Source organism: Arthrobacter sp. TJ-266 (genome assembly GCF_058269115.1).
The window spans coordinates 317,596-339,755 of record NZ_JBZCNC010000001.1 but is presented as its reverse complement, the minus strand read 5'-3'; the positions used below and the strand labels follow the sequence as shown (position 1 = coordinate 339,755).

Here is a 22,160-nt window from a genome sequence, read left to right as displayed (position 1 = left end):
ACGGACCGCGACGGGCATGGCACGACGACGCATCTCGCCCGAGGACGGGCACCGCGCGCTGCAGGACGTGGCGGCCGGCACCGCCCCGCGGCCCGTCCTCGCGACCGCCGTGCGGTTCACCCTCGAGGAGCTGGCAGAGGTCTCCCCCGGCAACAGCGTGGAGGTCCGCGTGCCACCGTTCGGCGTGACGCAGTGCGTCGAGGGACCGCGCCACACCCGCGGGACCCCGCCGAACGTCGTCGAGACCGACGCCACCACCTGGCTGGGCCTCGTCACCGGCTCGCTCACCTGGGCGGACGCGGTTGCGGCGGGCAGGGTGGCGGCCTCCGGCTCGCGCGCAGACCTCGGCGCCCTGCTTCCCCTGTTCGGCCGGCACACATGAGCGAGGGCCTCACGCTGCTGAGGAACCGCACCTCGTCCGCGGTCCGCAACGAGTCACCCTGGGCGTGGTCCACGGGACTCGCGGCGTTCGTCCTCTTCACCGTCTTCTCCGTGACGCAGTGGATCCGGCTGGAATCCCCCTCGTGGGACCTCGGCATCTTCACGCAGCTCGCCAAGGCCTACGCGGAGCGGGGCGCCCCGATCGTGCCCATCAAGGGTGAGGGCTTCAACCTGCTGGGCGATCACTTCCACCCGCTCCTCGTGCTGCTGGCACCTGCCTACGCGGTGGCGCCGTCGGGCCTCACGCTCCTGATCGTGCAGAACCTGCTGTTCGCCTTCTCCGTGGTGGTGGTGGCGCGCACCGGCATCCGGATGATCGGCACGCTCGCAGGGACCGCGGTGGGTGGCGCGTACGCCCTCTCGTGGGGGCTGCAGTCGGCCGTCGCCGCCCAGTTCCACGAGATCGCGTTCGCGGTGCCCCTGCTCGCCCTCGCCCTCGAGGCGGTGCTCCGCCGGCGTGTGGGCCAGGCGGTCGTCTGGGGCGGGCTGCTCGTGTTCGTCAAGGAGGATCTCGGGCTCACGGTGATGGCCCTCGGCGTCGTGCTCGCCTGGCGGCTGCGGACGGTCGCGGGTCTGTGGCTCGCGGCGTGGGGCGCCCTCTGGCTGATCCTCTCCGTGCGGGTCATCCTGCCCGCGCTCAATTCGGGCGGGGAGTACGACTACTCGGACCGCATCGACGTCGGCGCGATGCTCGCGGACCCCGCGGGCGCCGTCGTCGACCTCGTCTCCGGGGCCGCCAAGCACGAGACCCTCCTGCTCCTGCTGCTCGCGGGAGGCGTGCTGTTCCTCCGTTCGTCCCTCGCACTGGTCCTCGTGCCCACACTGCTGTGGCGCTTCGCTTCGGGTCAGGAGGGGTACTGGGGGCCCGAGTGGCACTACAGCGCCGTGCTCATGCCCGTGCTGTTCCTCGGGCTCGTGGACGGGGTGCACCGGCTGCGGCGGAGCCGCCGGGAGTGGGTCAGGGCCGCGGCGCTCCTCGGTGTGCCCACCGCCGTCGTGGCGTGCCTGGTCCTGCTGCCCGCGCAGAAGTTCGCCGTGCTCGCCGAGCCGGAGACGTACCGGGTGTCCGAGCGCTGGGATGCCGCGCACCGCATGATGGACCTCGTACCCGAGGACGCCTCGGTGGAGAGCGGCGTGGTGCTCATGGCCTACCTCGTGCCGGACACCCGGGTGTACTGGCTCGGCAACGCGAACCCGGCGCCGGACTACCTCGTGGTGGACGCCGAGGACTGGAGCTGGGGAGCGGTCCGCCCGAGTGACGCCGAGCGGCACGCCGAGGAGCGCTATCCCGGCACCGATTACGCCCTGGTGTTCGACGAGGCGGGCTACCAGCTGGTGCAGCGGCAGCGATGAAGCCCGGTAGCCTTAAAGCATGACCCCCGACCAGCCTGCGCAGAACGAGACGCCCCTGCCCGCCGATGCGGACGGTCGCCTCGACCCGCGGGGCGCGGTCCCGGCGGACGGCCGACCGGCCCCGGCGGACCGCGAGGACGTCCCGGGCGAGCCCGAGGACCTCCGCTCGGACCGCGAGGCAAGCGCCGCGGATCCGAGCGCGCACGTGCAGCCGGTGGCCCGAGCAGCCAGCACCGAGCCGGGCGTGGGCGACGACGCCGGAACCCCGCGCGGGGACGCTCCGGCGTACCGCGACGTCACCGTGCGGCGTGCTCCGAAGTTCGTGCCCTTCATGATGATCGGCGCGATCCTCGGCTTCACCGCCGCCCTCGTGGTCGCCTACACCGGCCCCGAGGACCCCACGCTGACGCGCGAGTCGGTCCTCGGGTTCTTCACGGTGGCACTTGCCATCCCCGGTCTGCTGCTCGCGGCCCTGCTGGTGCTGATCTTCGATCGCAGGAGCCTCAAGCGCGCCGAGCGGGCACGCGCCGAGCGCACGTTCGACGACGACTGACGGGCACCGGCCCCGATCCCGGCCATTGCGCCGCGTGAGAGAATGGGCCCATGGTGCGCGGCGACGGACAACTTTCCCATGATCTTCTCCCCGGCGAAAAAGGCCCTCAGGACGCATGCGGCGTCTTCGGGGTGTGGGCGCCCGGCGAGGAGGTCGCCAAACTCACGTACTACGGCCTCTACGCCCTGCAGCACCGGGGGCAGGAATCCGCGGGCATCGCGACGAGTGACGGCCGCAGGATCAACGTCTACAAGGACATGGGGCTCGTCTCGCAGGTCTTCGACGAGTCGACCCTCAACACGCTGACGGGGCACATCGCCGTCGGGCACTGCCGCTACTCCACCACCGGCTCCTCGCACTGGGCCAATGCGCAGCCCACCCTCGGTGCCACCGCCGCGGGCACCGTGGCCCTGGCGCACAACGGCAACCTCACCAACTCGGCCGAGCTCCACCGCATGGTGCTCGATCGCGGGAAGCCCCGCGCCGGTGAGCTCGCGCAGGGCAACACCACGGACACCGCGCTCGTGACGGCCCTGCTGGCGGGCGACGACGACCGCTCCCTCGAGCAGACCGCCATGGAACTGCTGCCGAGCATCCGCGGTGCCTTCTGCTTCGTCTTCATGGACGAGGGCACGCTGTACGCCGCGCGCGACGCCTACGGCGTCCGCCCCCTCGTGCTCGGGCGCCTCGAGCGCGGCTGGGTGGTCGCCTCCGAGCAGGCCGCCCTCGCCACGGTGGGCGCGAGCTTCATCCGCGAGATCGAGCCCGGCGAGTTCATCGCCATCGACGAGGACGGCGTGCGCAGCAGCCGCTTCGCCACCCCGACGGCGGCGGGCTGCGTCTTCGAGTACGTGTACCTGGCCCGGCCGGACGCCTCGATCGCCGGCCGCTCGGTGTACGAGTCCCGTGTGGAGATGGGCCGGCAGCTGGCGCGGGAGAACTCGGCCCCGGGTGACATCGTGATCCCCGTGCCCGAGTCCGGGACCCCCGCGGCCGTCGGGTTCGCGGAGGAGTCCGGCATCCCCTTCGCCCACGGGTTCGTGAAGAACGCCTACGTGGGGCGCACGTTCATCCAGCCCAGCCAGACCCTCCGCCAGCTCGGGATCAGGCTCAAGCTCAACGCGCTCGAGTCCGTGATCCGCGGCAAGCGCATCATTGTCGTCGACGACTCGATCGTCCGCGGAAACACGCAGCGCGCCGTCGTGCGGATGCTGCGGGAGGCGGGCGCCGCCGAGGTGCACGTGAAGATCTCCTCACCGCCCGTGCGCTGGCCGTGTTTCTACGGCATCGATTTCGCCTCGCGCGCCGAGCTCATCGCCAACGGCGCGGCCGTGCAGGAGATCGCCCAGTCCATCGGCGCGGACAGCCTCGCGTACATCTCCGAGGACGGCATGATCGACGCCACGCTGCAGCCCCGCGAGAGCCTGTGCACCGCGTGCTTCACCGGCACGTACCCCATCGAGCTCCCCGAGGCCGACCGCCTGGGCAAGAACCTGCTGGAGCGTCTGGACCCGGCCGACAAGGTCGGTGCCACCGGCTGCGACCCGGGCCCGGACGCCGAGTTCGAGGCCGTGCTGACCGACGAGGACAAGAAAGAGCGGGTATGAGCGTGTCCGGACCCATCACGTACGCGAGCGCCGGGGTCGATGTGGAGGCGGGAGACCGCGCCGTCGAACTCATGAAGGACGCCGTCCGCGCGACCCACGGTGATCAGGTCATCGGCGGGGTGGGCGGCTTCGCCGGCCTCTTCGACGTGTCCCGGCTCCTGACCTACACGCGGCCGTTGCTGGCCACCTCGACCGACGGCGTCGGCACGAAGGTCGCGATCGCGCAGGCCATGGACATCCACGACACCATCGGGTTCGATCTCGTAGGGATGGTGGTGGACGACATCGTGGTGGTCGGCGCCGAACCGCTGTTCATGACGGATTACATCGCCTGCGGGAAGGTGGTCCCGGAGCGCATCGCGGACATCGTCCGCGGCATCGCGGCCGGGTGCCGCGTGGCGGGCACCGCGCTCGTGGGCGGCGAGACCGCGGAGCACCCAGGCCTGCTGGGTGAGCACGAGTACGACGTCGCGGGCGCCGCGACCGGCGTGGTCGAGGCGGACCGGGTGCTCGGCCCGGAGCGCGTGCGGGCGGGCGACGTCGTCATCGGCATGGCGTCCTCCGGGCTCCACTCCAACGGGTACTCGTTGGTGCGCCGCGTGATCAACCAGGCGGGGTGGGCGCTGGACCGCCAGGTCTCGGAGCTCGGCCGCACGCTGGGTGAGGAGCTCCTCGAACCCACGCGGGTCTACGCCGCCGACTGCCTGGCACTCGCGCGCGACGACGCCGCCCAGGTGCACGCGTTCAGTCACGTCACCGGCGGCGGGCTCGCCGCGAACCTGGCGCGCGTGCTGCCGCGCGGCCTCGAAGCCACCGTGGACCGCTCCACCTGGGGCCTCCCGCCCATCTTCACGCTGGTCTCGCAGCTCGGCGACGTGCCGCTGCCGGACCTCGAGCGCACGCTCAACCTCGGTGTCGGCATGGTCGCCGTCGTCGGGGCCGCGGGTGCCGACGCCGCTCTCGCGCGACTGAACGACGCAGGCGTGCCGTCCTGGGTCATGGGCTCCGTGGCCGCCGCGGGGACGGGCAGCACCGACGGGCCGGACTACGTGCAGGGCGCCAAGGGAGTGGACGGCGGGTCCGTGCGGTTGCTGGGCGCCTACGCCTCCTGACCCGCGCGACTCCCCCGGACGACGAAGCCCCTGACCTCTCGAGGAGGTCAGGGGCTTCGTCGTGGAAGGGCCGGCCGGTCAGCGCTTACCGGTTTGCTTGCGGGTGACCACGACGTCGAACGAGCTGGTCCTCTCGTTCCCGGCCTTGTCCGTCGTGGTGCAAGTGACGGTGGTGGTACCGATGACGAAGCGCGAGCCCGACGCCGGAGCGCAGTTCAGCGGTACAGCGCCGTCGAGGGTGTCGATCGCCGAGGGCAGATTATAGGCGACCTTCACTCCGCTCGCGCCGTTCGACACCGCCTGGATGTCCGACGTGTCGGCGATCCGCGGCGGCAGCACGTCGGCCGGCCGGGCAGGAAGCCTGGACGGATCGACGATGCCCCAGTACGCGGGGGTGACCTGCAGCTCGTCGTCGAAGGGGAGCGGCTGCTCCCAGGGACGTGCCATCGGCCAGGTACGGAGCCAGGTGCGGGCGTTGCTGATGCCCCAGATGGTCACCGAGTCCACGGACTCGTTGTTCTCACGGAGCATCGAGAACAGGTCCCGGTAGTAGTAGCCCACTTCGGCTGCTGCGTCGGCGTCGTTCTCGAAGGCCGGGCTGTACGGGTCCACGGGTGCACCGCTGACGTCGGCACCCTGGTTCTCGGTCGAGGCGTTGACATCCAGCTCGGTGATGGCCTGGAGCAGCTGCGGGTTGAGCCGCTCCACCGCCACGATGGAATCCTCGAGCCACTCGACCGGCCGGGCGACGTCCACGTGGGCCTGGTGGCCCACGCCGTCGATCGGCACGTCCCGTCCCTCGAGCGCGCTGATGAGCGAGAGGTAGTCCGCCCGCTTCTCCGGCATCTCCGTGTTGTAGTCGTTGATGAACAGGGCGGCGTCGGGGAAGTAGCGGTCCGCCAGACGGAACGCCTCGTCCACGAAACCCTCGCCGAGCACCTGGAACCAACGGCTGTCACGCATGTCGTGCGGGTTGGCGGTGTCGCCGTCCGCGATGACCTCGTTGACCACGTCCCAGGCCCAGATGGGGCTGTCGCCGTCCGGGTAGCGGGCGTCGATGTGGTCCGCGATGCCCTTGATGTGCGCGTCCATGCGGGCTTTCAGCAGGGCCTGGTCCGCGGGACTGTTCGTGAGGTCACGGGCGCCGTCCTTGAAAAACCACGCCGGGGTCTGCGAGTGCCATGCCAGCACGTGCCCGTACACCTCGATGCCGTTCGCATCGGCGAAGTCCAGGAGCTGGTCCAGCTGGGTGAAGGTGAACTGTCCCTCGACCGGCTGCACGCTCTCGGGCTTGCCCGCGTTCTCCGGGGTGATGGCGTTGTAGTGCTTGCGGATGAGCTCCGCCGCCTCTCCCACGGTCTCGCGGGAGTCGATGGCCACGCCGACGTGCTCGATCCCGTCCGCCCCGAGGACGTCCTTGAGCCCCGGCACGTCCGCCTGGATGGGCGTCTCGACGTCCGCCGCCAGGCTGAAGTCGTCCAGGAGGAAGTCCACGCCCACCGGTCCCTCGACGTAGACCTGCACCTTGTCGGCTGCTGCTCCGAGCGTGTAGGTGCCCTTGAGTTCGGTCCAGCCGTCGGCGGAGACGCTCGCGCTCGCGCCGGCCACGCTGTCGTACCCGCTGCCGCCGCCGTTGTCACGCTGCACGGAGGCTTTGAGGGATGCGGGCTGCTGGCCCGGTGCGAGCTTCGCCCACACCGAGATCTCCACGGGCTGCCCCACGGAGAGGCCTGCGGTGACGTCCAGCGCTGCACCGTGCCAGGGCTGCGTGCGGTTGGTCACCAGCAGGCTCCCGGTACCGGTCCGGGCGTCACCGGAGCCCGCGACCTGCACGCCGACGCCCCGGGCGGTCCAGCCGTCCGTGCCGGCCTCGAAATCACTGGAGACACCGGGGGCCACCGGCGTGGTCGCCCCACCGGTCGCGCCGCCGCTCGGCAGCGCGAACGTCCAGCCCTCGGCGATCTTCTCGTCGAGCACCGTGCGCACCGCGGCGACCGTGTTCGACCGGTCGCCGCCGCCGTCGTGGGCGAGGACCACCGCGCCGGGCGTGAAGGCCCGGCGGAGGTTCGCGGTGAGCGTCCCCTCGCTGAGGTCGTTGCCGTCCCAGTCCGAGATCACGTTCCCGAGACCGAGCGGCTGCATGCCGAGCGCCGCGGCGACCTCGCCGGTGGAACCCCAGCTGCCGTTCGGTGCGCGGAAGTAGGGGACCTGGAGCGTGGGGTCTCCGGCGGCGGCGCGGATGATCCGGAGGTTCTCTTTCAGATCGGTCTCCACTTGCGCCTGGGTCCACGAGCCCATGTCGGCGTAGGACGTGCCGTGGTTGCACAGTGTGTGGCCCTCGGCGACGATGCGCCGCAGGAGCTCGGCGCCGCCGTCGGCCTGGATGTTCTGTCCGATGACGCAGAACGTCGCGGTGACGCCCCGCTCCTTCAGGAGGTCGAGGACCGCGCCGGTCTCGCCCGGATTGGGGCCGTCGTCGAACGTCAGCGCCACGACGTTGCCGGTGCCCCGTGCGGCGGCCTGCGGCGTCGCGGTCGGGTTGACGGCTCCGCCCGGCACGAAGCCGGCGTCCGGAGTGGGCTGCCAGGCGCCGCCGTCGCCTGCTGCGGCGGTGCCCGTGATCACGACGTCGTCCACGAGGTAGTCGTAGGGCGCACCGAGATCTCCCGTGCCGAGATAGGCGCGCAACGCGGCAGGGTCTGCGCCGGTCGGCGCGTCGAACGTGCCGCTGATGGTGGTCCACACGTCGGCGGACACCGTGGTGTTGCCCACCCAGGTGTAGGACGGTTCGACGACGAAGCGCGCCGACGTCGTCGTTCCCGCCGGGGCGGAGAGCTTGACCTGGGCGGAGAACGAGTAGGTCCCTCCCGCCTGCAGGAGGTTGGCCGGCGTCTTGACGCCGTCGTAGTCGTTGGCCTTCCCGGTGACCAGCAGCGCCTTGTCACCGTCGGCGTCCACGACGGAGAGCGTCGAGTTGCCGTTGGCGACCAGCGGCCCGAAGGCGCTGTCCTCGAAGTCCTCGCTGAGGAGTACTGCCGGATCCACGGCGTGCGCGGCGGGCAGCGCCAGCGCGCCGGCGCCGGCCACCAGCCCGAAGGCCGTGGCACCTGCGATCAGACACCGTCGTCGTTGCATGGTTCGTCCTGTCCTGTCGGTTGTTCGCTCGTGAGCTCTCTCCGAGGTCACGGTCTAGCGGTTCCCGCGTCCGGGAGCTGCCTGCTCGAGGGTGTCCTGGAGTGCGTAGTAGGAGGGCTTGCGCGAGAAGTCGTTCCGCATGACGGTGGCTTCGCCCTCGCCGCTGAAGAACACCGGGACCCACGAGTACTTGTCGGTGAAGCCCCAGATGGTGAAGGAGTTGCACTCGTCCACCGCGACGCACGCCTCGAGGGCGCGGTCGTAGTAGCTCGACTGCGTGGCGAGCTGCGCAGCCGTGGGGGCGGTACCCGCCGCGACGTCCATCCGGACGTCGATCTCGGTGATGGCGGTCTCCAGTCCGAGGTCGTCGAAGCGCTGCAGGTTGGTCTGGAGGTCCCCGGGGAAGCCGTAGCGGGTGCTGAGATGGCCCTGGATGGCGAAGCCGTCCACCGGGACGCCCTGGGCCTGGAGCCTGGGGATCAGTTCGAGGTAGGCGTTGCTCTTCGCGTTGACGCTCTCCACGCCGTAGTCGTTGAAGAACAGCTTCGCCTTCGGGTCCGCCTCGTGCGTCCACCGGAAGGCGTCGGCGATGATCTCGGGGCCGAGTTCGCGGATCCAGATGTTGTCCGTGGTGCGGAGCGAGCCGTCGTCGTTGAAGATCTCATTGGCGACGTCCCACTGCTGGATCTTGCCGGCGTACCGTCCCACGACCGTCTGGATGTGGTCCTTGAGGATGGCCCGCAGCTCGTCCTTGGTGAAATCGCCCTCCTCGAGCCACGCGGGGTTCTGGCTGTGCCAGAACAGGGTGTGTCCGCGGACCACCTGCTTGTTCTCCTGGGCGAACTGGACGATCGCGTCCATCTCGGCGAAGCGGTAGGTGCCCTGCTCCGGGTGGACGAATTCCCACTTCAGCTGGTTCTCGGGTGACACGGAGTTGAATTCCGCCGCGAGCAGGGAGCGGTACTCCTGGTCGAAGGTGAACGGGTCGGGGTAGGGCTGGTCCTCGTGGTGACCGCCGCCCGCGACGGCCGTGCCGATCCTGAGGTCCTTCGGGGCCACCCAGCGGAGGGTGTCCTTCTTGTCGATGCCCTTGGTGACCCCGGGCTTCCGGGTCGGCTGTTCGGGTGCGGCGTGGGCCGTGACGGCGACGGGCAGAAGCATGGCCGACGCGAGGACCGCAGCGGCGATGGATGAACGAACCTGCATGAGCTCTCCTTTGAGGTACCTGAGGCGTGGAGTTCCGAGACTCCGACCGATAACTTCCGGAAGTTTCCGGAAATACCGTTGCTGTAGGTTAGGGACACGGCACCCGGAACGTCAAGGGTGCTGATCTTTCGACCCGGGGGTGCAGGACTGCAGCGCCCGTGTCCCGAGGAGGACCGCATGCAGGACAAGGCCCAGGCACCGCCCCAGCCGGCCGTGACCATCTCGGCCATCGCCGCGGCGGCGGGCGTCTCCATCCCGACGGTGTCGAGGGTCCTCAATGGCAGGTCCGACGTCGCACCCGCAACGCGCGAGCGCGTCGAGACCCTGCTCCGCGACTCCGGCTATCGCCGTCGAGGAGCGGTGGCACCGACTCCGTCGGGCCTCGTGGATCTCGTCTTCAACGACCTCGACAGTCCCTGGGCGGTCGAGATCATCCGGGGCGTCGAGGAGTCGCTCAACGCCGAGGGGCTCTCGGTGGTGGTCTCGGCCATCCACCGGAGGGGCGGTGCGGACTCCACGCGGAAATGGCTGGACATCCTTGCGGACCGGGCGAGCGACGGCGCCATCCTCGTCACCACCGATCTCGACTCCTTCCTGCACGCGGAGCTGCAGCGGCTGCACCTCCCCGTGATCGTGATCGACCCCGCGGGCGTGCCCGATCTCGACGTGCCCACCATCGGCGCCACCAACTGGACGGGGGCCGTGACCGCGACGGAGCACCTGCTGCAGCAGAGCCATCGGCGGATCGGCTTCGTCGCCGGACGGCCAGGCCTCTGGTGCAGCCGCGCACGGCTGGACGGGTACAGGGCCGGGCTCGATGCCGCCGGTATCGCCTTCGTCCCGGAGCTCGTGGCCGACGGCGACTTCGACTACGCATCCGGTTTCGCGGCCGGCATCGAACTGCTCGCGCTCGACGACCGCCCCACGGCCATCTTCGCGGCGAGCGATCAGATGGCCCTCGGTGTGTACGAAGCCGCCCGGCAGCGGGGCCTCCGTATCCCGGACGACCTCAGCGTGGTCGGCTTCGACGACCTCCCGGAGGCGTCATGGGCCTCGCCTCCCCTGACGACCGTGCGGCAGCCGCTCTCGGAGATGGGGATGCTCGCCGCCCGCACTCTCGTGCGCCTCATGCGCGGTGACGCCGTGGAGAGCCCGCGGATCGAACTCTCCACGAAGCTGGTGGTGCGGGCGAGCGTCCGTGCCCTGGGGTCCTAGGCCGCGTCCGGTCGCAGCGCAACACCGGATGTCACTCTTGACTCTCCTCTGAAAACGAATATGTTTGAGACGGCAACATATTAGTTCTCAACACTCCTGGAGCACTCAATGACGATCGAGCCCACCCGCGATGACAAATTCTCCTTCGGACTCTGGACGGTGGGCTGGGAGGCCCAGGACCAGTTCGGTTCCGCCACCCGCGCGCCCCTCGACGTCGTGGAGGCCGTCAACCGCCTGAGCGACCTCGGCGCCTACGGCCTCACCTTCCACGACAACGACCTCTTCCCCTTCCACGCCACCGCCTCCGAGCGGCAGACCGAGATCGACCGCCTGAAGGGCGCCCTCGAGTCGACCGGCCTGATCGTCCCGATGGTCACCACCAACCTGTTCAGCCACCCCGTCTTCAAGGACGGCGGCTTCACCAGCAACGACCGCAATGTGCGCCGCTTCGCCATTCGCAAGGTGCTGGAGAACATCGACCTCGCCGCCGAGCTCGGTGCCAAGACCTTCGTGATGTGGGGCGGGCGTGAAGGCAGCGAGTACGACGCCGCCAAGGACATCCGCGGCGCCCTCGAGCGCTACCGCGAGGCCGTCAACCTGCTCGGCGACTACGTCACCGACAAGGGCTACGACATCCGCTTCGCGATCGAGCCCAAGCCCAACGAACCCCGCGGCGACATCCTGCTCCCCACGCTCGGCCACGCCATGGCGTTCATCGAGACCCTCGAGCGCCCGGAGCTGGTGGGCATCAACCCCGAGACCGGGCACGAGCAGATGGCCGGGTTGAACTTCACCCACGGGATCGCGCAGGCCCTCTACCAGGGCAAGCTCTTCCACATCGACCTGAACGGCCAGCGCAGCATCAAGTTCGACCAGGACCTCGTGTTCGGTCACGGTGACCTGCAGAACGCCTTCTCGCTCGTGGACCTCCTGGAGAACGGTGGCCCCGACGGCGGACCCGCCTACGACGGCCCCCGTCACTTCGACTACAAGCCGAGCCGCACCGAGGACATGGACGGCGTGTGGGAGTCCGCCTCGGCGAACATGCAGACCTACCTCCTGCTCAAGGAGCGCGCAGCGGCGTTCCGTGCGGACCCCGAGGTGCAGGCAGCCCTCGAGGCATCGCGGGTCTCCGAAATCAACCAGCCCACGCTCAACGAGGGCGAGGGCTACGAGGCACTCCGCGCCGACCGCTCCTCCTACGAGGACTTCGACGCCGATGCCTACTTCAACGGCAAGGGTTTCGGCTTCGTGAAGCTGCAGCAGCTCTTCATCGAGCACCTGCTCGGAGCCCGCTGACCCATGCGCGGCTCCGGGCTGGTGACCGGCGTCGACTCGTCGACGCAGAGCTGCAAGGTCGTCGTGCTCGACAGCCGGACCGGCGCTGAGGAGAGGACGGCCCGCGCCTCCCACCCGGAGGGCACCGAGGTGGACCCGGCGGCGTGGTGGGAGGCGCTGCTCGCGGCGCTCTCCTCCGCGGACGGACTGGGGGACGACGTCGACGCCCTCGCGATCGCGGGCCAGCAGCACGGCATGGTGCTGCTGGCCCGTGACGGCCGGGTGCTCCGGGACGCCCTGCTCTGGAACGACACCCGTTCCTCGGGTGCCGCCCGCGACCTCATCTCCGAGCTCGGTGTCGACGAGCTCGTGGCGCGGACCGGCTCGTCGCCGGTGGCCTCCTTCACCGGCACCAAGGTGCGGTGGGTGCGGGATGCCGAACCGGAGATCGTGCCGGGGATCGCGGCCGTGGCGCTTCCGCACGACTGGCTGACGTGGCGCCTGCGAGGTTTCGGCCCCGAGGGCGACGCGCCGCTCGGTCCGGTCCTCGAGGAGCTGGTCACGGACCGCTCGGATGCGAGCGGGACCTCCTACTGGAACCCCGCCACGGGGTCCTACGACCTCGACCTGTTCGGGCGCATGCTCGGACGCCCCGCCCGGGAGGCCCGGGGAGCGGACGGGCCGGGACAGGAGGCGGACCCCGCATCGGTCATCCTCCCCCGCGTCCTCGCGGCGGACGCCGTGGCCGGCACGGTGCACACGTCCTTCCTCGCCTCGGACCGCAGGATCGTCCTCGGTGCAGGTATGGGTGACAACGCCGGCGCCGCCCTGGGACTCGGCGCCGAGGAGGGCGACGTCGTCGTGTCCCTCGGTACCAGCGGGACGGTGTTCGCCGTCGCGGCGGATGCCGTGGCCGACGCGTCCGGGACGGTGGCGGGCTTCGCCGACGCGAGCGGTCTCTTCCTGCCCCTCGTCGCGACGCTCAATGCGGCGAGGGTGCTCTCCTCCGTGGCGGGGATGCTCGGCGTGGACTACGACGGCTTCGCCGAGCTGGCGCGCGATGCGGAGCCGGGGTCCGGCGGCGTGGTGCTCGTGCCCTACTTCGAAGGGGAACGCACACCCAACCTGCCGACCGCGAAGGCCAGCATCCACAACCTGAGCATCGCCTCCGGCACGCGGGAGAACCTCGCCCGCGCGGCGATCGAAGGCATGCTCTGCGGTCTGGCGGATGCGCTCGACGCCGTCCGCGCGGCGGGCGTGACACCGCGGCACCTGCTGCTGATCGGTGGTGCGGCGCAGAACACCGCGGTGCAGGACGTCGCGGCACAGGTGTTCGACCTGCCCGTGCGCATCCCGGCTCCGGGCGAGTACGTGGCACGGGGCGGAGCCGTCCAGGCCGCGTGGGCCCTGTCCGGGGCGAGGCCGCGGTGGAGCGTCGAGACCCTGGAGGGCCGCGCCGTCGATCACCGGCCGGTCATCCGTGAGCAGTACCGGGCGGCGGTCGGCTCAGTCAACTTCTGAGTTCTGGCCCCCGACCTCCGTCACCGGACCACGGACGCACAGGAAAGGCACCGCCCCTCGGGAGCGGTGCCTTTCCTGTTCCGGCTGAGTTCCGGCTGCGTTCCGGCCGGCGCGCCGGTCAGGTGCCGATCAGGTGCCGATCAGATGCCGGACTGGTGATTGATGCCCACCTGGTCCACCTTGCGGTGGAAGCTCATACCGGCCTTGCCGCCGAGGATCGCCGCGATCAGCGGGATCAGGACGGCGATGGCGAGGGCGATCAGGCCGCTCGCGGTGAGGGCGCTGCCGTCCACGGGGATGCTCGGCGCACCGTTGAGGCGCGAGAGGACGTTGAACTGGTCACCGGCCACGGCCGCGAGGATCGCGAGGACGATGGCGATGATGATGCCCCAGAGCCAGACGGCCAGGCCCTGCTTGGCGCCGTCGAACCGGGCCATGCGGCCCGCGACGTACCCGCCGCAGTAGTAGGCCAGGAAGAGGATCACGGCCAGGACGATCCCGCTCACGATCCCGATGGTCTGCGCGTTCTGCTGCGCCTGGTCGGCGGCCTCGGTCGCGCTGCTCGAGTTCGCGGCCCCGACCCCCACGCCGATGGCCGTTGCCAGCGCACTGAGGATGACGGTCAGCCCGATCGCCGTCAGCCAGCCGAAGAAAGCCGACCCGAACTTGATGCCGCCGAACTGCTCCTTCTCCGCGGCGACGACGTCATTGCGCCGGCTCTTCGGGGTGCTCGCGCCCGATGTGTTCTCTGTTGCCATGATGCTCGTGCTCCTTGATGAGTAGGGAAGATCGAACCCCTCGCGATGCCGGATCGGAGGAGATGATCAGTCTGCTTACTACCGTGACGGATCACGCATGCCGAGCGCAAGCGACTTATGTTGCCCCCCGTGCAACGTTTTTTCTGTCCCGCGCTGTCGTGTCATGGGAGGAGGAGGGGCGCGAGGCGGGCTCACCCTCAGGGAATGAGCGGGGATCGTTCGGACAGCCGGGGGCGTCACGGCTCATGACACGGCCGGTTCCACCACCGACGACGCGGATGATCCGTCAGTCCTTCTCCGGCGTCTCCTCCGCGGCGTCGCGGGCACTCTCACCGGTGACGTCGACGGCGGAGGGATCAGCCAGCCCGGCGCCGCCGAGCGGCTCGGGGTGCCACCGTTCCAGGCGCCACCCAGCGGCGCGCGAGCCGTCGAGGAAGGCCGCGCCCGTGTTCCTGATGTCGAGCCGGGTGGCCCGGTCGCCGTCCATCCCGGTCCACACGGCAGTCACGACGCGGATCGCCGCCCCGTGGGAGACGACGACGACGATCTCGTCCTCGCCGTGGGATCCGGCGATGCGCCCCACCGCTGCGTCGAAGCGGTCGAGGAAGCTCCGCCCGTCAGCACCGCCCGGCAGCGTCCGCCGGAGATCGCCGTGCATCCAGCCGATCAGGCAGGCCGCGTAGTCCTGCCGCGCGGTCTCGTCGGCACGCATCTCCAACTCCCCCGCCGAGATCTCCTCGAGCCCGGGAAGCACCTGTACCGGCAGGGCCCGTGCGAGACCGAGGGGCGCTGCGGTAAGCCGGGCACGGGTCAGGGCCGAGGCGTAGATGCCGGCAATCGGCTCACCTGCCAGGGCCGCGGGAAGAGCTGCGGCCTGCGCTTCGCCGAGGGCGGTGAGCGGCGCTCCGGGAGCCGCCGTGTCGAGGGCACCTGCCACGTTGCTCGGGGTCTGTCCATGACGGACGAGGATCAGGCGCACGGGCCCAGCTGGAGTGCCGGTTCGTCGTTCTCAGCCAGTGCCTGCTCGGGCACGTTGACGTCCTGACGCAGATGGGCGTCGTCGGGCACGTGCGTGGTGTCGTCGTGGGAGGTCACGCCCCCAGACAACCACGCAGCCCTGACCGCGCGCCACCACGGCCGCGAGGATTCGCCGGCTGTTCACCGGCGCCGTCGGCCACCGGGTCGGGCCCGGAGCCGTCGAAAGGTTCCACCTGCGCGCCGAAGGCCGGGTATAGGCTGTGGGGATGTCTTTGCCGGCGGGGGAACCGCGCGTCACCCTCGCCCAGTTGTCAACAGCGGCCGGTATCTCCCTCTCCACGATCTCCAAGGTGTTGAACGGCCGCTCCGACGTGTCGGCGACAACCCGTTCGAAAGTCGAGGAGCTCCTGGAGGAGCACGGCTACCAGCGCCGCACCATGTCCGCAATGCGCTCCTACCTCGTGGAACTCGTGTTCCACGAGCTGGAGAGCGCCTGGGCCCTCGAGATCATCCGGGGTGTCGAGAACGTGGCGCGTGAGCACGGCATGAGCGTCGTACTGACGGAGTCGGGCACGCGCCACGCGCCCGGGCCGGAGTGGATCGAAGGTGTCATGGCCCGCCGGCCGGCCGGCGTGGTCCTGGTGTTCTCGGACCTTCCGGAGCACTACCGGAGAAAGCTGGCATCACGCTCCATCCCGTTCGTCATCATCGATCCCGCCGGTGACCCGTCACCGGACGTGCCGTCGGTAGGGTCCGCCAACTGGTCCGGCGGCATGATGGCCACGCGCCACCTCATCGACCTCGGCCACACGCGGATCGCCGCGATCAGCGGCCCCGAGGACATCATGTGCTCCCTCGCGAGGATCGACGGCTACAGGTCGGCCATGAATATGGCCGCCCTGGCGATCGAGCCCGGGTTCGTCCGCTACGGCAACTTCCACGTGGACGGCGGCCGCGACCACGCGTTCTCGCTGCTCCGCGGGAAGAACCCGCCCACGGCGATCTTCGCGGGCAGCGACCTCCAGGCGCTGGGCGTGCTCGACGCCGCCCGCCAGATCGGCCTGCGGGTCCCGGAGGAACTGTCGATCGTCGGGTACGACGACCTGCAATTCGCCCAGTGGTCCAGCCCTGCGCTGACCACGGTGCACCAGCCGCTGCTGCAGATGGCGGAGGAGGCAACCCGCATGGTCCTGCGGCTGCGCAGCGGTGAGCGCCCCAACAACCTCCGGCTGGACCTCGCCACGAGCCTCGTGGTCAGGCAGAGCACCGCGGCGCCCGCCGGCGCCCTCGCGCCCGACGGCGTGATCGGCCAGCGAGCCTGAGGAACACCCACCCTCACTAGGATGGGATGTGCCAGGTGCCCACCGCGCTCCTGCAGGACGAAGGAGGCGCCGACCCGTGCAGCCAGCCGCCCGCGCCCTGAACGGGCCCGAAGGACTCCGCGCGCAGAGCCTGTCGCAGATCCTGACGCTGGTGCACCGGAGCGGCCCCCTCTCGCGGGCAGAACTGACCCGACGCAGCGGCTTCAACCGGTCCACCGTCGGGTCCCTCGTGCAGGCCCTCACCGAGAAGAACCTGGTGCAGGAGGTGGAACCCGCCATCGACGGGCGGGTGGGCCGCCCCAGCCCGATCGTCCGCGTCAACCCAGGCATCGCGGTCGTCGCCGTCAACCCCGACATCGACGCGCTGACCGTAGGGCTCGTCGGCCTTGGCGGCCACGTGCACCGGCGGATCCGCCGCGAGACACCGGGCATCCCCACGGTCGCCGAGGTCGTGGAGCTCGCGCGCGAGCTCCTGCAGGAACTCGAACCCGACCTGTCACGCCTGGACCGCGTCATCGGTGTCGGGATCGCCGTCCCCGGCCTGGTGACCGCCCGGACCGGCCGCGTGCTGCTGGCCCCTCACCTCGGCTGGCAGGACGCCGATCTCACCACCCCGTTCAGCGAAGCCCTGGGTCTGCCGGTCGTGGTGGCGAACGACGCCTTCCTCGGATTGCTCGCCGAGAGCATCTTCGGTGCGGCCCTCGGGGTGGACGACGCCCTCTACCTCAACGGCAGCGCGAGCGGTATCGGCGGCGGGGTCATCACGGGCGGCGCGCATCTCGTGGGGAGCCGCGGCTACGGCGGCGAACTCGGCCACACGTCCGTGCGGCCCGGTGGTGCCCCGTGCCACTGCGGCCGGTCGGGGTGTCTCGACGCCGAGGTACGGCTGGAACGGCTGCTCGGAGCAGCGGGGATCGACGCCGGCGGGATCGAGGCGCTGGAGCAGGTCCTCGCCGGCACTCCGGATCCTGCGGTGGACGCGGAGGTGGACCGCCAGCTCGAGCTCCTGACCGCGGCCCTCGTCGACGTCACCAACATCTTCGACCCGCGGCTGATCGTGCTCGGTGGATTCCTCGGGGTTCTCGCGAGCTCACGCGAACACCAGCTGAGCGACGCCGTGAACGCCGGTGCGCTCGCCGGTGACGTGGAGGTCCGCCGTGCAGCGCTCGGGTCGGAACTGCTCCTCGTCGGAGCCGCGGAGCTGGCTTTCCAGTCCCTCCTGGCCTCACCCTCCTGAGACACCCGGTACCTGCCCGCCCGTCTCGCAAAAGCAAGAACCCACCAGCTCATGCTGATGGGTTCTCGTATGACGCTATAGACAGCTCAGCCGGTACGGCGCGAATCGCTCTCGCCGTCGTCGTCCAGCTCGTCGCCGTACTTGTCCGCGTACTCGGAGTAGTCCGGTTCGACCGGCTCCGGTATCTCGGTGCGTCGATTCGACGCTCGACCATCCGGTCCTGTGAGCTCTCGCTGCAGGGCGGTGTAATCGGTGGCTGGGCTGAAGTACTTCATGTCCCTGGCCTGCTTGGTAGCTTTTGCCTTTTGACGGCCGCGCCCCATGGCGTGACCCCCTTTGTGCGTCGATCCGAGGGTGGTCACTGGGGCACGAGGCCCAAGGCTGCAGCGAGGCCCCGGAGTATTTGGTTAATTCGTCGTAAGTATAGGTTACATGCTCGGAGCGGCATCCGAGCGTCGGCGCCCAAGGCCGTCGGACAGCCGATCCGGTGGAGTGGGTGAACCGGAGGCGTCGGTCCGCCCCCGCACGGCCCACACCCGTGCTCCGGCCCGAATGTGGATAGAGTCGAGGGCACATCGCGGGCGGCCGGCGCGCGGCATCGGGAACCACGAGCAACGAGGAGACAGCGGCTCACCATGAAGCACGAGGAGCACGTTCCCACGGGACCCGAGCCCGACATCGCGCCCGAACCGGCTTCGTCACCCGAGCACGGGTCACACCCCGTCACCATGGCCGAGGACGGCGTCGCCGATGACCGCGCCCCGATCTCCGGGAGCGCGCACGACGACGAAGCAGACACCGCCGAGACCCCCGACGTCGCGGCGGACACCACTGGCGCGCACGACGACGACACCGGCCCCGCCGGCGAGGTCGCCGACAGCACGGACGCCGAACCCGTGGGCGGCCCCTACGCATTCGAGCCCGAGGGCGGAGAGCCCGGGCTCGGCGATCCGGGCCCGTACCCGGGCCTGAGCCCGAGCGTCGACCCCGGCCACGTTGGCGGCCCGGATCCGGTCGAGGGAGGTCAGCCGGATCGTGATGCCCTCGACGACACCGATCACCTCGGTGCGGAGGGTGGCGGCCCGACGAGCACCGATGGCGCCGCCGGCACCGCAGGAGCCGCAGCCGGCGTGACGAGCCTCGCGACCGCTACCGACGGGTCGCGTCCAGGCTGGACTCCTACAGCGCCCGGCGCCGACGCGCAGTACAGGCGCGACCGCACGCAACGGAAGCGGACCCGCCCGCTGCTGCTCGCGCTCGCGGCCGCCGTCGTCGTGCTGGCACTGCTCACCTGGCTCCTGGTCTCGCTCTTCGGCAGCTCGGAGGACGAGGACCTCGTGGACCCGTCCTCGCTCGCGACCGGCGAGTGCCTCGCGGGCTTCACCGTCATCACCGAGGACGCCCGGCTCGTCGACTGCTCCGAACCGCACAACGCCCAGCTCCTCGCCAGCGAGAGCTACGGCGAGGACGACGCGTTCCCGGGCCGCGAGCAACTCGCCGCCCGGGCCGAGGCGGAGTGCTCCGAGGCCTCGGAGTCGATCGACCCCGACGTCGTCACGGAGGACCTCGAGGTGACACTCCTCCGCGCCACACCGACCGAGGGCACGTGGGCCGACGGCGATCGGCGCGTCGACTGCTTCGCCGTCCTCGAGAACGGCGCGACACTGGATCGGAGCATGCTGCTCCCCTGACCCGTCAGGGGGGTCCGGGGTGTCCACGGTTCTGAAGGGGACGCAGAAGGGGGAGGGACCGATGGCCCCTCCCCCTTCTCCGTGCGGCTAGCGTGCGGCGTGTACCGAGAGCCCGCCCTCGCCGGCTCCCGGGACGCCGATCGCATCGGCGTCGGGCTCCTGCCGGTCGACCACCACGGTGTCGCCGTCCACGATGTCACCGGCGAGGATCCCCCGTGCCAGGCGATCCCCGATCTCGCGCTGCACGAGCCGGCGCAGCGGCCGGGCGCCGTACGCCGGATCGAAGCCGGTGAGCGCCAGCCACTCGCTGGCAGCGGCACTGACGTCGAGTTCCAGGCGGCGGTCCTGCAGTCGGTCGCCGAGGGCCTTGACCTGCAGGTCGACGATGCGCGAGAGCTCGTCGAGGCCCAGCGGGTCGAAGATGACGACGTCGTCGAGCCGGTTGAGGAACTCCGGCCGGAAGTTCGCGTTGACCGCGGACATCACGGCGGAGCGTTTGGCGGCGTCGTCGAGGGACGGGTCCACGAGGAACTGCGAACCGAGGTTGGAGGTGAGCACGAGGATCACGTTCCGGAAGTCCACGGTGCGGCCCTGCCCGTCCGTGAGCCGGCCGTCGTCGAGCACCTGCAGCAGGAGGTCGAACACCTCGGGGTGCGCCTTCTCCACCTCGTCGAGCAGCACCACGCTGTAGGGGCGCCGCCGCACGGCCTCGGTGAGCTGGCCGCCCTCCTCGTAACCCACGTAGCCCGGAGGAGCACCCACCAGGCGGGCCACCGAGTGCTTCTCGGAGTACTCGGACATGTCGATGCGGATCATGGCGCGCTCGTCGTCGAACAGGAAGTCCGCGAGCGCCTTGGCGAGTTCCGTCTTGCCCACACCGGTGGGGCCGAGGAACAGGAAGGAGCCGGTGGGCCTGTTCGGGTCGGACACACCCGCCCGTGCACGACGAACCGCATCGGACACGGCGGCGACCGCCTTCTTCTGCCCGATCAGGCGTGCCCCGACGACGTCCTCCATGGCCAGGAGCTTCTCGCTCTCCCCCTGCAGCATGCGGCCGGCCGGGATGCCCGTCCATGCGGAGATGACCTCCGCGATGTCGTTCGCCGTGACCTCCTCCGCGACCATGAGCTCGGGTGCGTTGACACTCTGCTCCTCGGCGGCCTGCGCCTCGCTGAGCTCGCGCTCCACCTGCGGGATCTCGCCGTAGAGGATGCGCGACGCCGTCTCGAGATCGCCCTCGCGCTGTGCGCGGTCGGCGTGGGAGCGCAGGTCGTCCAGCGAGGCCTTCAGGTCACCCACGCGGTTCAGGCCCGCCTTCTCGGCCTCCCACCGGGCGTTGAGTCCGTCGAGGTCCTCCTGGCGGTCGGCCATCTCGGCGCGCAGTGCCTGGAGCCGTTCGACGGACGCCTCGTCCTTCTCGCGGGACAGCGCCATCTCCTCCATGTGCATGCGTTCCAGGGACCGGCGCAGTTCGTCGATCTCCACGGGGGCGGAGTCGATCTCCATGCGGAGGCGCGAGGCCGCCTCGTCCACGAGGTCGATCGCCTTGTCGGGGAGCTGCCGGCCCGGGATGTACCGGTTGGACAGCGTGGCCGCCGCGACGAGAGCGGAATCCGCGATCGAGACCTTGTGGTGCGCCTCGTACCGCTGCTTCAGCCCGCGCAGGATCCCGATGGTGTCGGGCACCGTCGGCTCCCCGACGTACACCTGCTGGAAGCGGCGCTCGAGCGCCGGGTCCTTCTCCACCCGCTCGCGGTACTCGTCCAGCGTGGTGGCGCCGATGAGCCGGAGCTCGCCGCGGGCGAGCATGGGCTTGAGCATGTTGCCGGCGTCCATGGACCCCTCGGAGGCACCCGCTCCGACCACGGTGTGGAGCTCGTCGATGAACGTGACCACCTGGCCGTTGGAACCCTTGATCTCCTCGAGGACGGCCTTCAGCCGCTCCTCGAACTCGCCGCGGTACTTCGCGCCGGCGATCATCGAACCGAGGTCCAGGCTGATGAGCGTCTTGCCGCGCAGGGACTCCGGGACGTCGCCGGCCACCATGCGCTGGGCGAGCCCCTCGACGACGGCGGTCTTGCCGACACCTGGCTCGCCGATGAGCACGGGGTTGTTCTTGGTGCGTCGGCTGAGCACCTGGACGACCCGGCGGATCTCGGCGTCGCGCCCGATCACGGGATCGAGCTTGCCGCTGCGGGCCACCTCGGTGAGGTCCACGCCGAACTTCTCGAGGGCCTGGAAGGTGTTCTCAGGATCGGGGGTGGTCACGCGGCGGTCGCCGCGCACCCCGGGCAGCGCCGAGGCGAGAGCCTCCCGCGTGAGCCCCACGCCGCGGAGGATGGAGCCCGCGGTCCCGCCATCGGCCGCGAGGGCGAGGAGCAGGTGCTCGGTCGAGACGAACTGGTCGCCGAGCGTCTCCGCCTCCTGCTGGGCGGCATTGACGACCTGCAGCGCGCCGCGGGAGAACTGCGGCTGGGCGACGGACGAGCCCGACGACGACGGTAGGGCCTTGATGGCGGAACTCGCCTGGACGCTGACCGAGTCCGGATCGGCGCCGGCGGCCTTGAGGAGCGCGACGGCGATGCCTTCGCGCTGGTCCATGAGGGCCTTGAGGAAGTGCGGTGCGTCGATCTGGGCGTTGCCCGCCGTGGAGGCGTTCATGGCCGCGGCCGACAGCACCTCCCGGCTCTTGGTGGTGAAGTTGGTATCCACGCGCGGTTCCTTTCTGGAGGTGCGGGGGGGGTGCGTGACAA

18 protein-coding genes are annotated in these 22,160 nt (G+C 70.4%); 11 read left to right on the top strand and 7 right to left on the bottom strand.

Features of this window, described 5'->3' with window-relative positions; genetic code table 11:
• The first annotated feature begins 16 nt into the window (after positions 1-16).
• Genes AC4D12_RS01785 through purM form a run of 5 tightly spaced genes read left to right on the top strand, consistent with a single transcriptional unit; the run spans position 17 to position 5,066 of the window.
• On the top strand, positions 17-382 hold the full coding sequence (locus AC4D12_RS01785) for a sterol carrier family protein (RefSeq protein ID WP_490948069.1): 366 nt from the start codon (positions 17-19) through the stop codon (positions 380-382).
• Positions 379-1,794 (top strand): DUF2079 domain-containing protein, encoded by a 1,416-nt coding sequence (locus AC4D12_RS01780; RefSeq protein WP_490948068.1) that lies wholly within the window; start codon positions 379-381, stop codon positions 1,792-1,794. Before AC4D12_RS01785 ends, AC4D12_RS01780 begins: the two co-directional genes overlap by 4 nt.
• 19 nt (positions 1,795-1,813) lie before the next feature.
• Positions 1,814-2,347 (top strand): hypothetical protein, encoded by a 534-nt coding sequence (locus AC4D12_RS01775; protein ID WP_490948067.1) that lies wholly within the window; start codon positions 1,814-1,816, stop codon positions 2,345-2,347.
• Positions 2,348-2,397: 50 nt separating this feature from the next.
• Positions 2,398-3,954 carry an amidophosphoribosyltransferase gene (purF, locus tag AC4D12_RS01770; protein WP_490948066.1) on the top strand — a complete coding sequence of 519 codons (1,557 nt, stop codon included), beginning with the start codon at positions 2,398-2,400 and terminating at the stop codon, positions 3,952-3,954.
• On the top strand, positions 3,951-5,066 hold the full coding sequence (purM, locus tag AC4D12_RS01765; RefSeq protein WP_490948065.1) for a phosphoribosylformylglycinamidine cyclo-ligase: 1,116 nt from the start codon (positions 3,951-3,953) through the stop codon (positions 5,064-5,066). The genes purF and purM overlap by 4 nt, the downstream gene beginning before the upstream one ends.
• Positions 5,067-5,144: 78 nt before the next feature.
• Here the strand turns inward: purM and AC4D12_RS01760 are convergent, their stop codons facing one another.
• A complete protein-coding gene (locus AC4D12_RS01760) occupies positions 5,145-8,201 on the bottom strand; it encodes an endo-1,4-beta-xylanase (protein ID WP_490948064.1) in 3,057 nt (1,018 codons plus the stop codon).
• 54 nt (positions 8,202-8,255) lie between these two features.
• Positions 8,256-9,407, bottom strand: a complete 1,152-nt coding sequence (locus tag AC4D12_RS01755) for an endo-1,4-beta-xylanase (RefSeq protein ID WP_490948063.1) — start codon at positions 9,405-9,407, stop codon at positions 8,256-8,258.
• Positions 9,408-9,584: 177 nt separating this feature from the next.
• Here AC4D12_RS01755 and AC4D12_RS01750 point away from each other — a divergent pair, with 177 nt between their 5' ends.
• The 3 genes from AC4D12_RS01750 to AC4D12_RS01740 all read left to right on the top strand — a co-directional run bounded on the left by AC4D12_RS01750 (position 9,585) and on the right by AC4D12_RS01740 (position 13,421).
• Positions 9,585-10,622, top strand: a complete 1,038-nt coding sequence (locus tag AC4D12_RS01750) for a LacI family DNA-binding transcriptional regulator (protein WP_490948062.1) — start codon at positions 9,585-9,587, stop codon at positions 10,620-10,622.
• A gap of 108 nt (positions 10,623-10,730) precedes the next feature.
• Positions 10,731-11,921, top strand: a complete 1,191-nt coding sequence (gene xylA, locus AC4D12_RS01745) for a xylose isomerase (RefSeq protein WP_490948061.1) — start codon at positions 10,731-10,733, stop codon at positions 11,919-11,921.
• Positions 11,922-11,924: 3 nt separating this feature from the next.
• Positions 11,925-13,421: an FGGY family carbohydrate kinase gene (locus AC4D12_RS01740; protein WP_490948060.1), complete on the top strand. Its 1,497-nt coding sequence runs from the start codon at positions 11,925-11,927 to the stop codon at positions 13,419-13,421.
• Between the two features lie 140 nt (positions 13,422-13,561).
• Here AC4D12_RS01740 and AC4D12_RS01735 read toward each other — a convergent pair whose 3' ends face one another.
• The 3 genes from AC4D12_RS01735 to AC4D12_RS01725 form a co-directional block, all read right to left on the bottom strand.
• The gene (locus AC4D12_RS01735) at positions 13,562-14,179 is read right to left on the bottom strand and encodes a hypothetical protein (RefSeq protein ID WP_490948059.1); all 618 of its coding nucleotides are present in this window, start codon (positions 14,177-14,179) and stop codon (positions 13,562-13,564) included.
• A gap of 286 nt (positions 14,180-14,465) precedes the next feature.
• A complete protein-coding gene (locus AC4D12_RS01730; RefSeq protein ID WP_490948058.1) occupies positions 14,466-15,158 on the bottom strand; it encodes a histidine phosphatase family protein in 693 nt (230 codons plus the stop codon).
• Positions 15,149-15,274, bottom strand: coding sequence for a hypothetical protein (locus AC4D12_RS01725; protein WP_490948057.1), 126 nt, complete (start codon positions 15,272-15,274; stop codon positions 15,149-15,151). The genes AC4D12_RS01730 and AC4D12_RS01725 overlap by 10 nt, the downstream gene beginning before the upstream one ends.
• 149 nt (positions 15,275-15,423) lie before the next feature.
• Here AC4D12_RS01725 and AC4D12_RS01720 point away from each other — a divergent pair, with 149 nt between their 5' ends.
• Both AC4D12_RS01720 and AC4D12_RS01715 read left to right on the top strand, forming a co-directional pair.
• Positions 15,424-16,479 carry a LacI family DNA-binding transcriptional regulator gene (locus AC4D12_RS01720; RefSeq protein WP_490948056.1) on the top strand — a complete coding sequence of 352 codons (1,056 nt, stop codon included), beginning with the start codon at positions 15,424-15,426 and terminating at the stop codon, positions 16,477-16,479.
• Positions 16,480-16,555: 76 nt separating this feature from the next.
• Entirely contained in the window at positions 16,556-17,716 is a 1,161-nt protein-coding gene (locus tag AC4D12_RS01715; RefSeq protein WP_490948055.1) for an ROK family transcriptional regulator, read from the top strand.
• Between the two features lie 86 nt (positions 17,717-17,802).
• On the opposite strand, the gene AC4D12_RS01710 is transcribed toward AC4D12_RS01715, so the two are convergent.
• Positions 17,803-18,039: a DUF3073 domain-containing protein gene (locus tag AC4D12_RS01710; RefSeq protein ID WP_490948054.1), complete on the bottom strand. Its 237-nt coding sequence runs from the start codon at positions 18,037-18,039 to the stop codon at positions 17,803-17,805.
• Positions 18,040-18,351: 312 nt separating this feature from the next.
• Here AC4D12_RS01710 and AC4D12_RS01705 point away from each other — a divergent pair, with 312 nt between their 5' ends.
• Positions 18,352-19,407, top strand: a complete 1,056-nt coding sequence (locus tag AC4D12_RS01705) for a septum formation family protein (RefSeq protein ID WP_490948053.1) — start codon at positions 18,352-18,354, stop codon at positions 19,405-19,407.
• Between the two features lie 87 nt (positions 19,408-19,494).
• Here the strand turns inward: AC4D12_RS01705 and clpB are convergent, their stop codons facing one another.
• The gene (gene clpB / locus AC4D12_RS01700; RefSeq protein WP_490948052.1) at positions 19,495-22,119 is read right to left on the bottom strand and encodes an ATP-dependent chaperone ClpB; all 2,625 of its coding nucleotides are present in this window, start codon (positions 22,117-22,119) and stop codon (positions 19,495-19,497) included.
• Between the last annotated feature and the right edge of the window lie 41 nt (positions 22,120-22,160).

Coding starts and splice junctions, on each gene's coding strand:
- xylA (WP_490948061.1), top strand. CDS start 10,731: ATGACGATCGAGCCCACCCGCGATGACAAATTCTCCTTCGGACTCTGG.
- purM (WP_490948065.1), top strand. CDS start 3,951: ATGAGCGTGTCCGGACCCATCACGTACGCGAGCGCCGGGGTCGATGTG.
- AC4D12_RS01755 (WP_490948063.1), bottom strand. CDS start 9,407: ATGCAGGTTCGTTCATCCATCGCCGCTGCGGTCCTCGCGTCGGCCATG.
- AC4D12_RS01710 (WP_490948054.1), bottom strand. CDS start 18,039: ATGGGGCGCGGCCGTCAAAAGGCAAAAGCTACCAAGCAGGCCAGGGAC.
- AC4D12_RS01785 (WP_490948069.1), top strand. CDS start 17: ATGGCACGACGACGCATCTCGCCCGAGGACGGGCACCGCGCGCTGCAG.
- AC4D12_RS01760 (WP_490948064.1), bottom strand. CDS start 8,201: ATGCAACGACGACGGTGTCTGATCGCAGGTGCCACGGCCTTCGGGCTG.
- AC4D12_RS01720 (WP_490948056.1), top strand. CDS start 15,424: ATGTCTTTGCCGGCGGGGGAACCGCGCGTCACCCTCGCCCAGTTGTCA.
- AC4D12_RS01780 (WP_490948068.1), top strand. CDS start 379: ATGAGCGAGGGCCTCACGCTGCTGAGGAACCGCACCTCGTCCGCGGTC.
- purF (WP_490948066.1), top strand. CDS start 2,398: ATGGTGCGCGGCGACGGACAACTTTCCCATGATCTTCTCCCCGGCGAA.
- AC4D12_RS01705 (WP_490948053.1), top strand. CDS start 18,352: ATGAAGCACGAGGAGCACGTTCCCACGGGACCCGAGCCCGACATCGCG.
- AC4D12_RS01740 (WP_490948060.1), top strand. CDS start 11,925: ATGCGCGGCTCCGGGCTGGTGACCGGCGTCGACTCGTCGACGCAGAGC.
- AC4D12_RS01775 (WP_490948067.1), top strand. CDS start 1,814: ATGACCCCCGACCAGCCTGCGCAGAACGAGACGCCCCTGCCCGCCGAT.
- AC4D12_RS01735 (WP_490948059.1), bottom strand. CDS start 14,179: ATGGCAACAGAGAACACATCGGGCGCGAGCACCCCGAAGAGCCGGCGC.
- AC4D12_RS01750 (WP_490948062.1), top strand. CDS start 9,585: ATGCAGGACAAGGCCCAGGCACCGCCCCAGCCGGCCGTGACCATCTCG.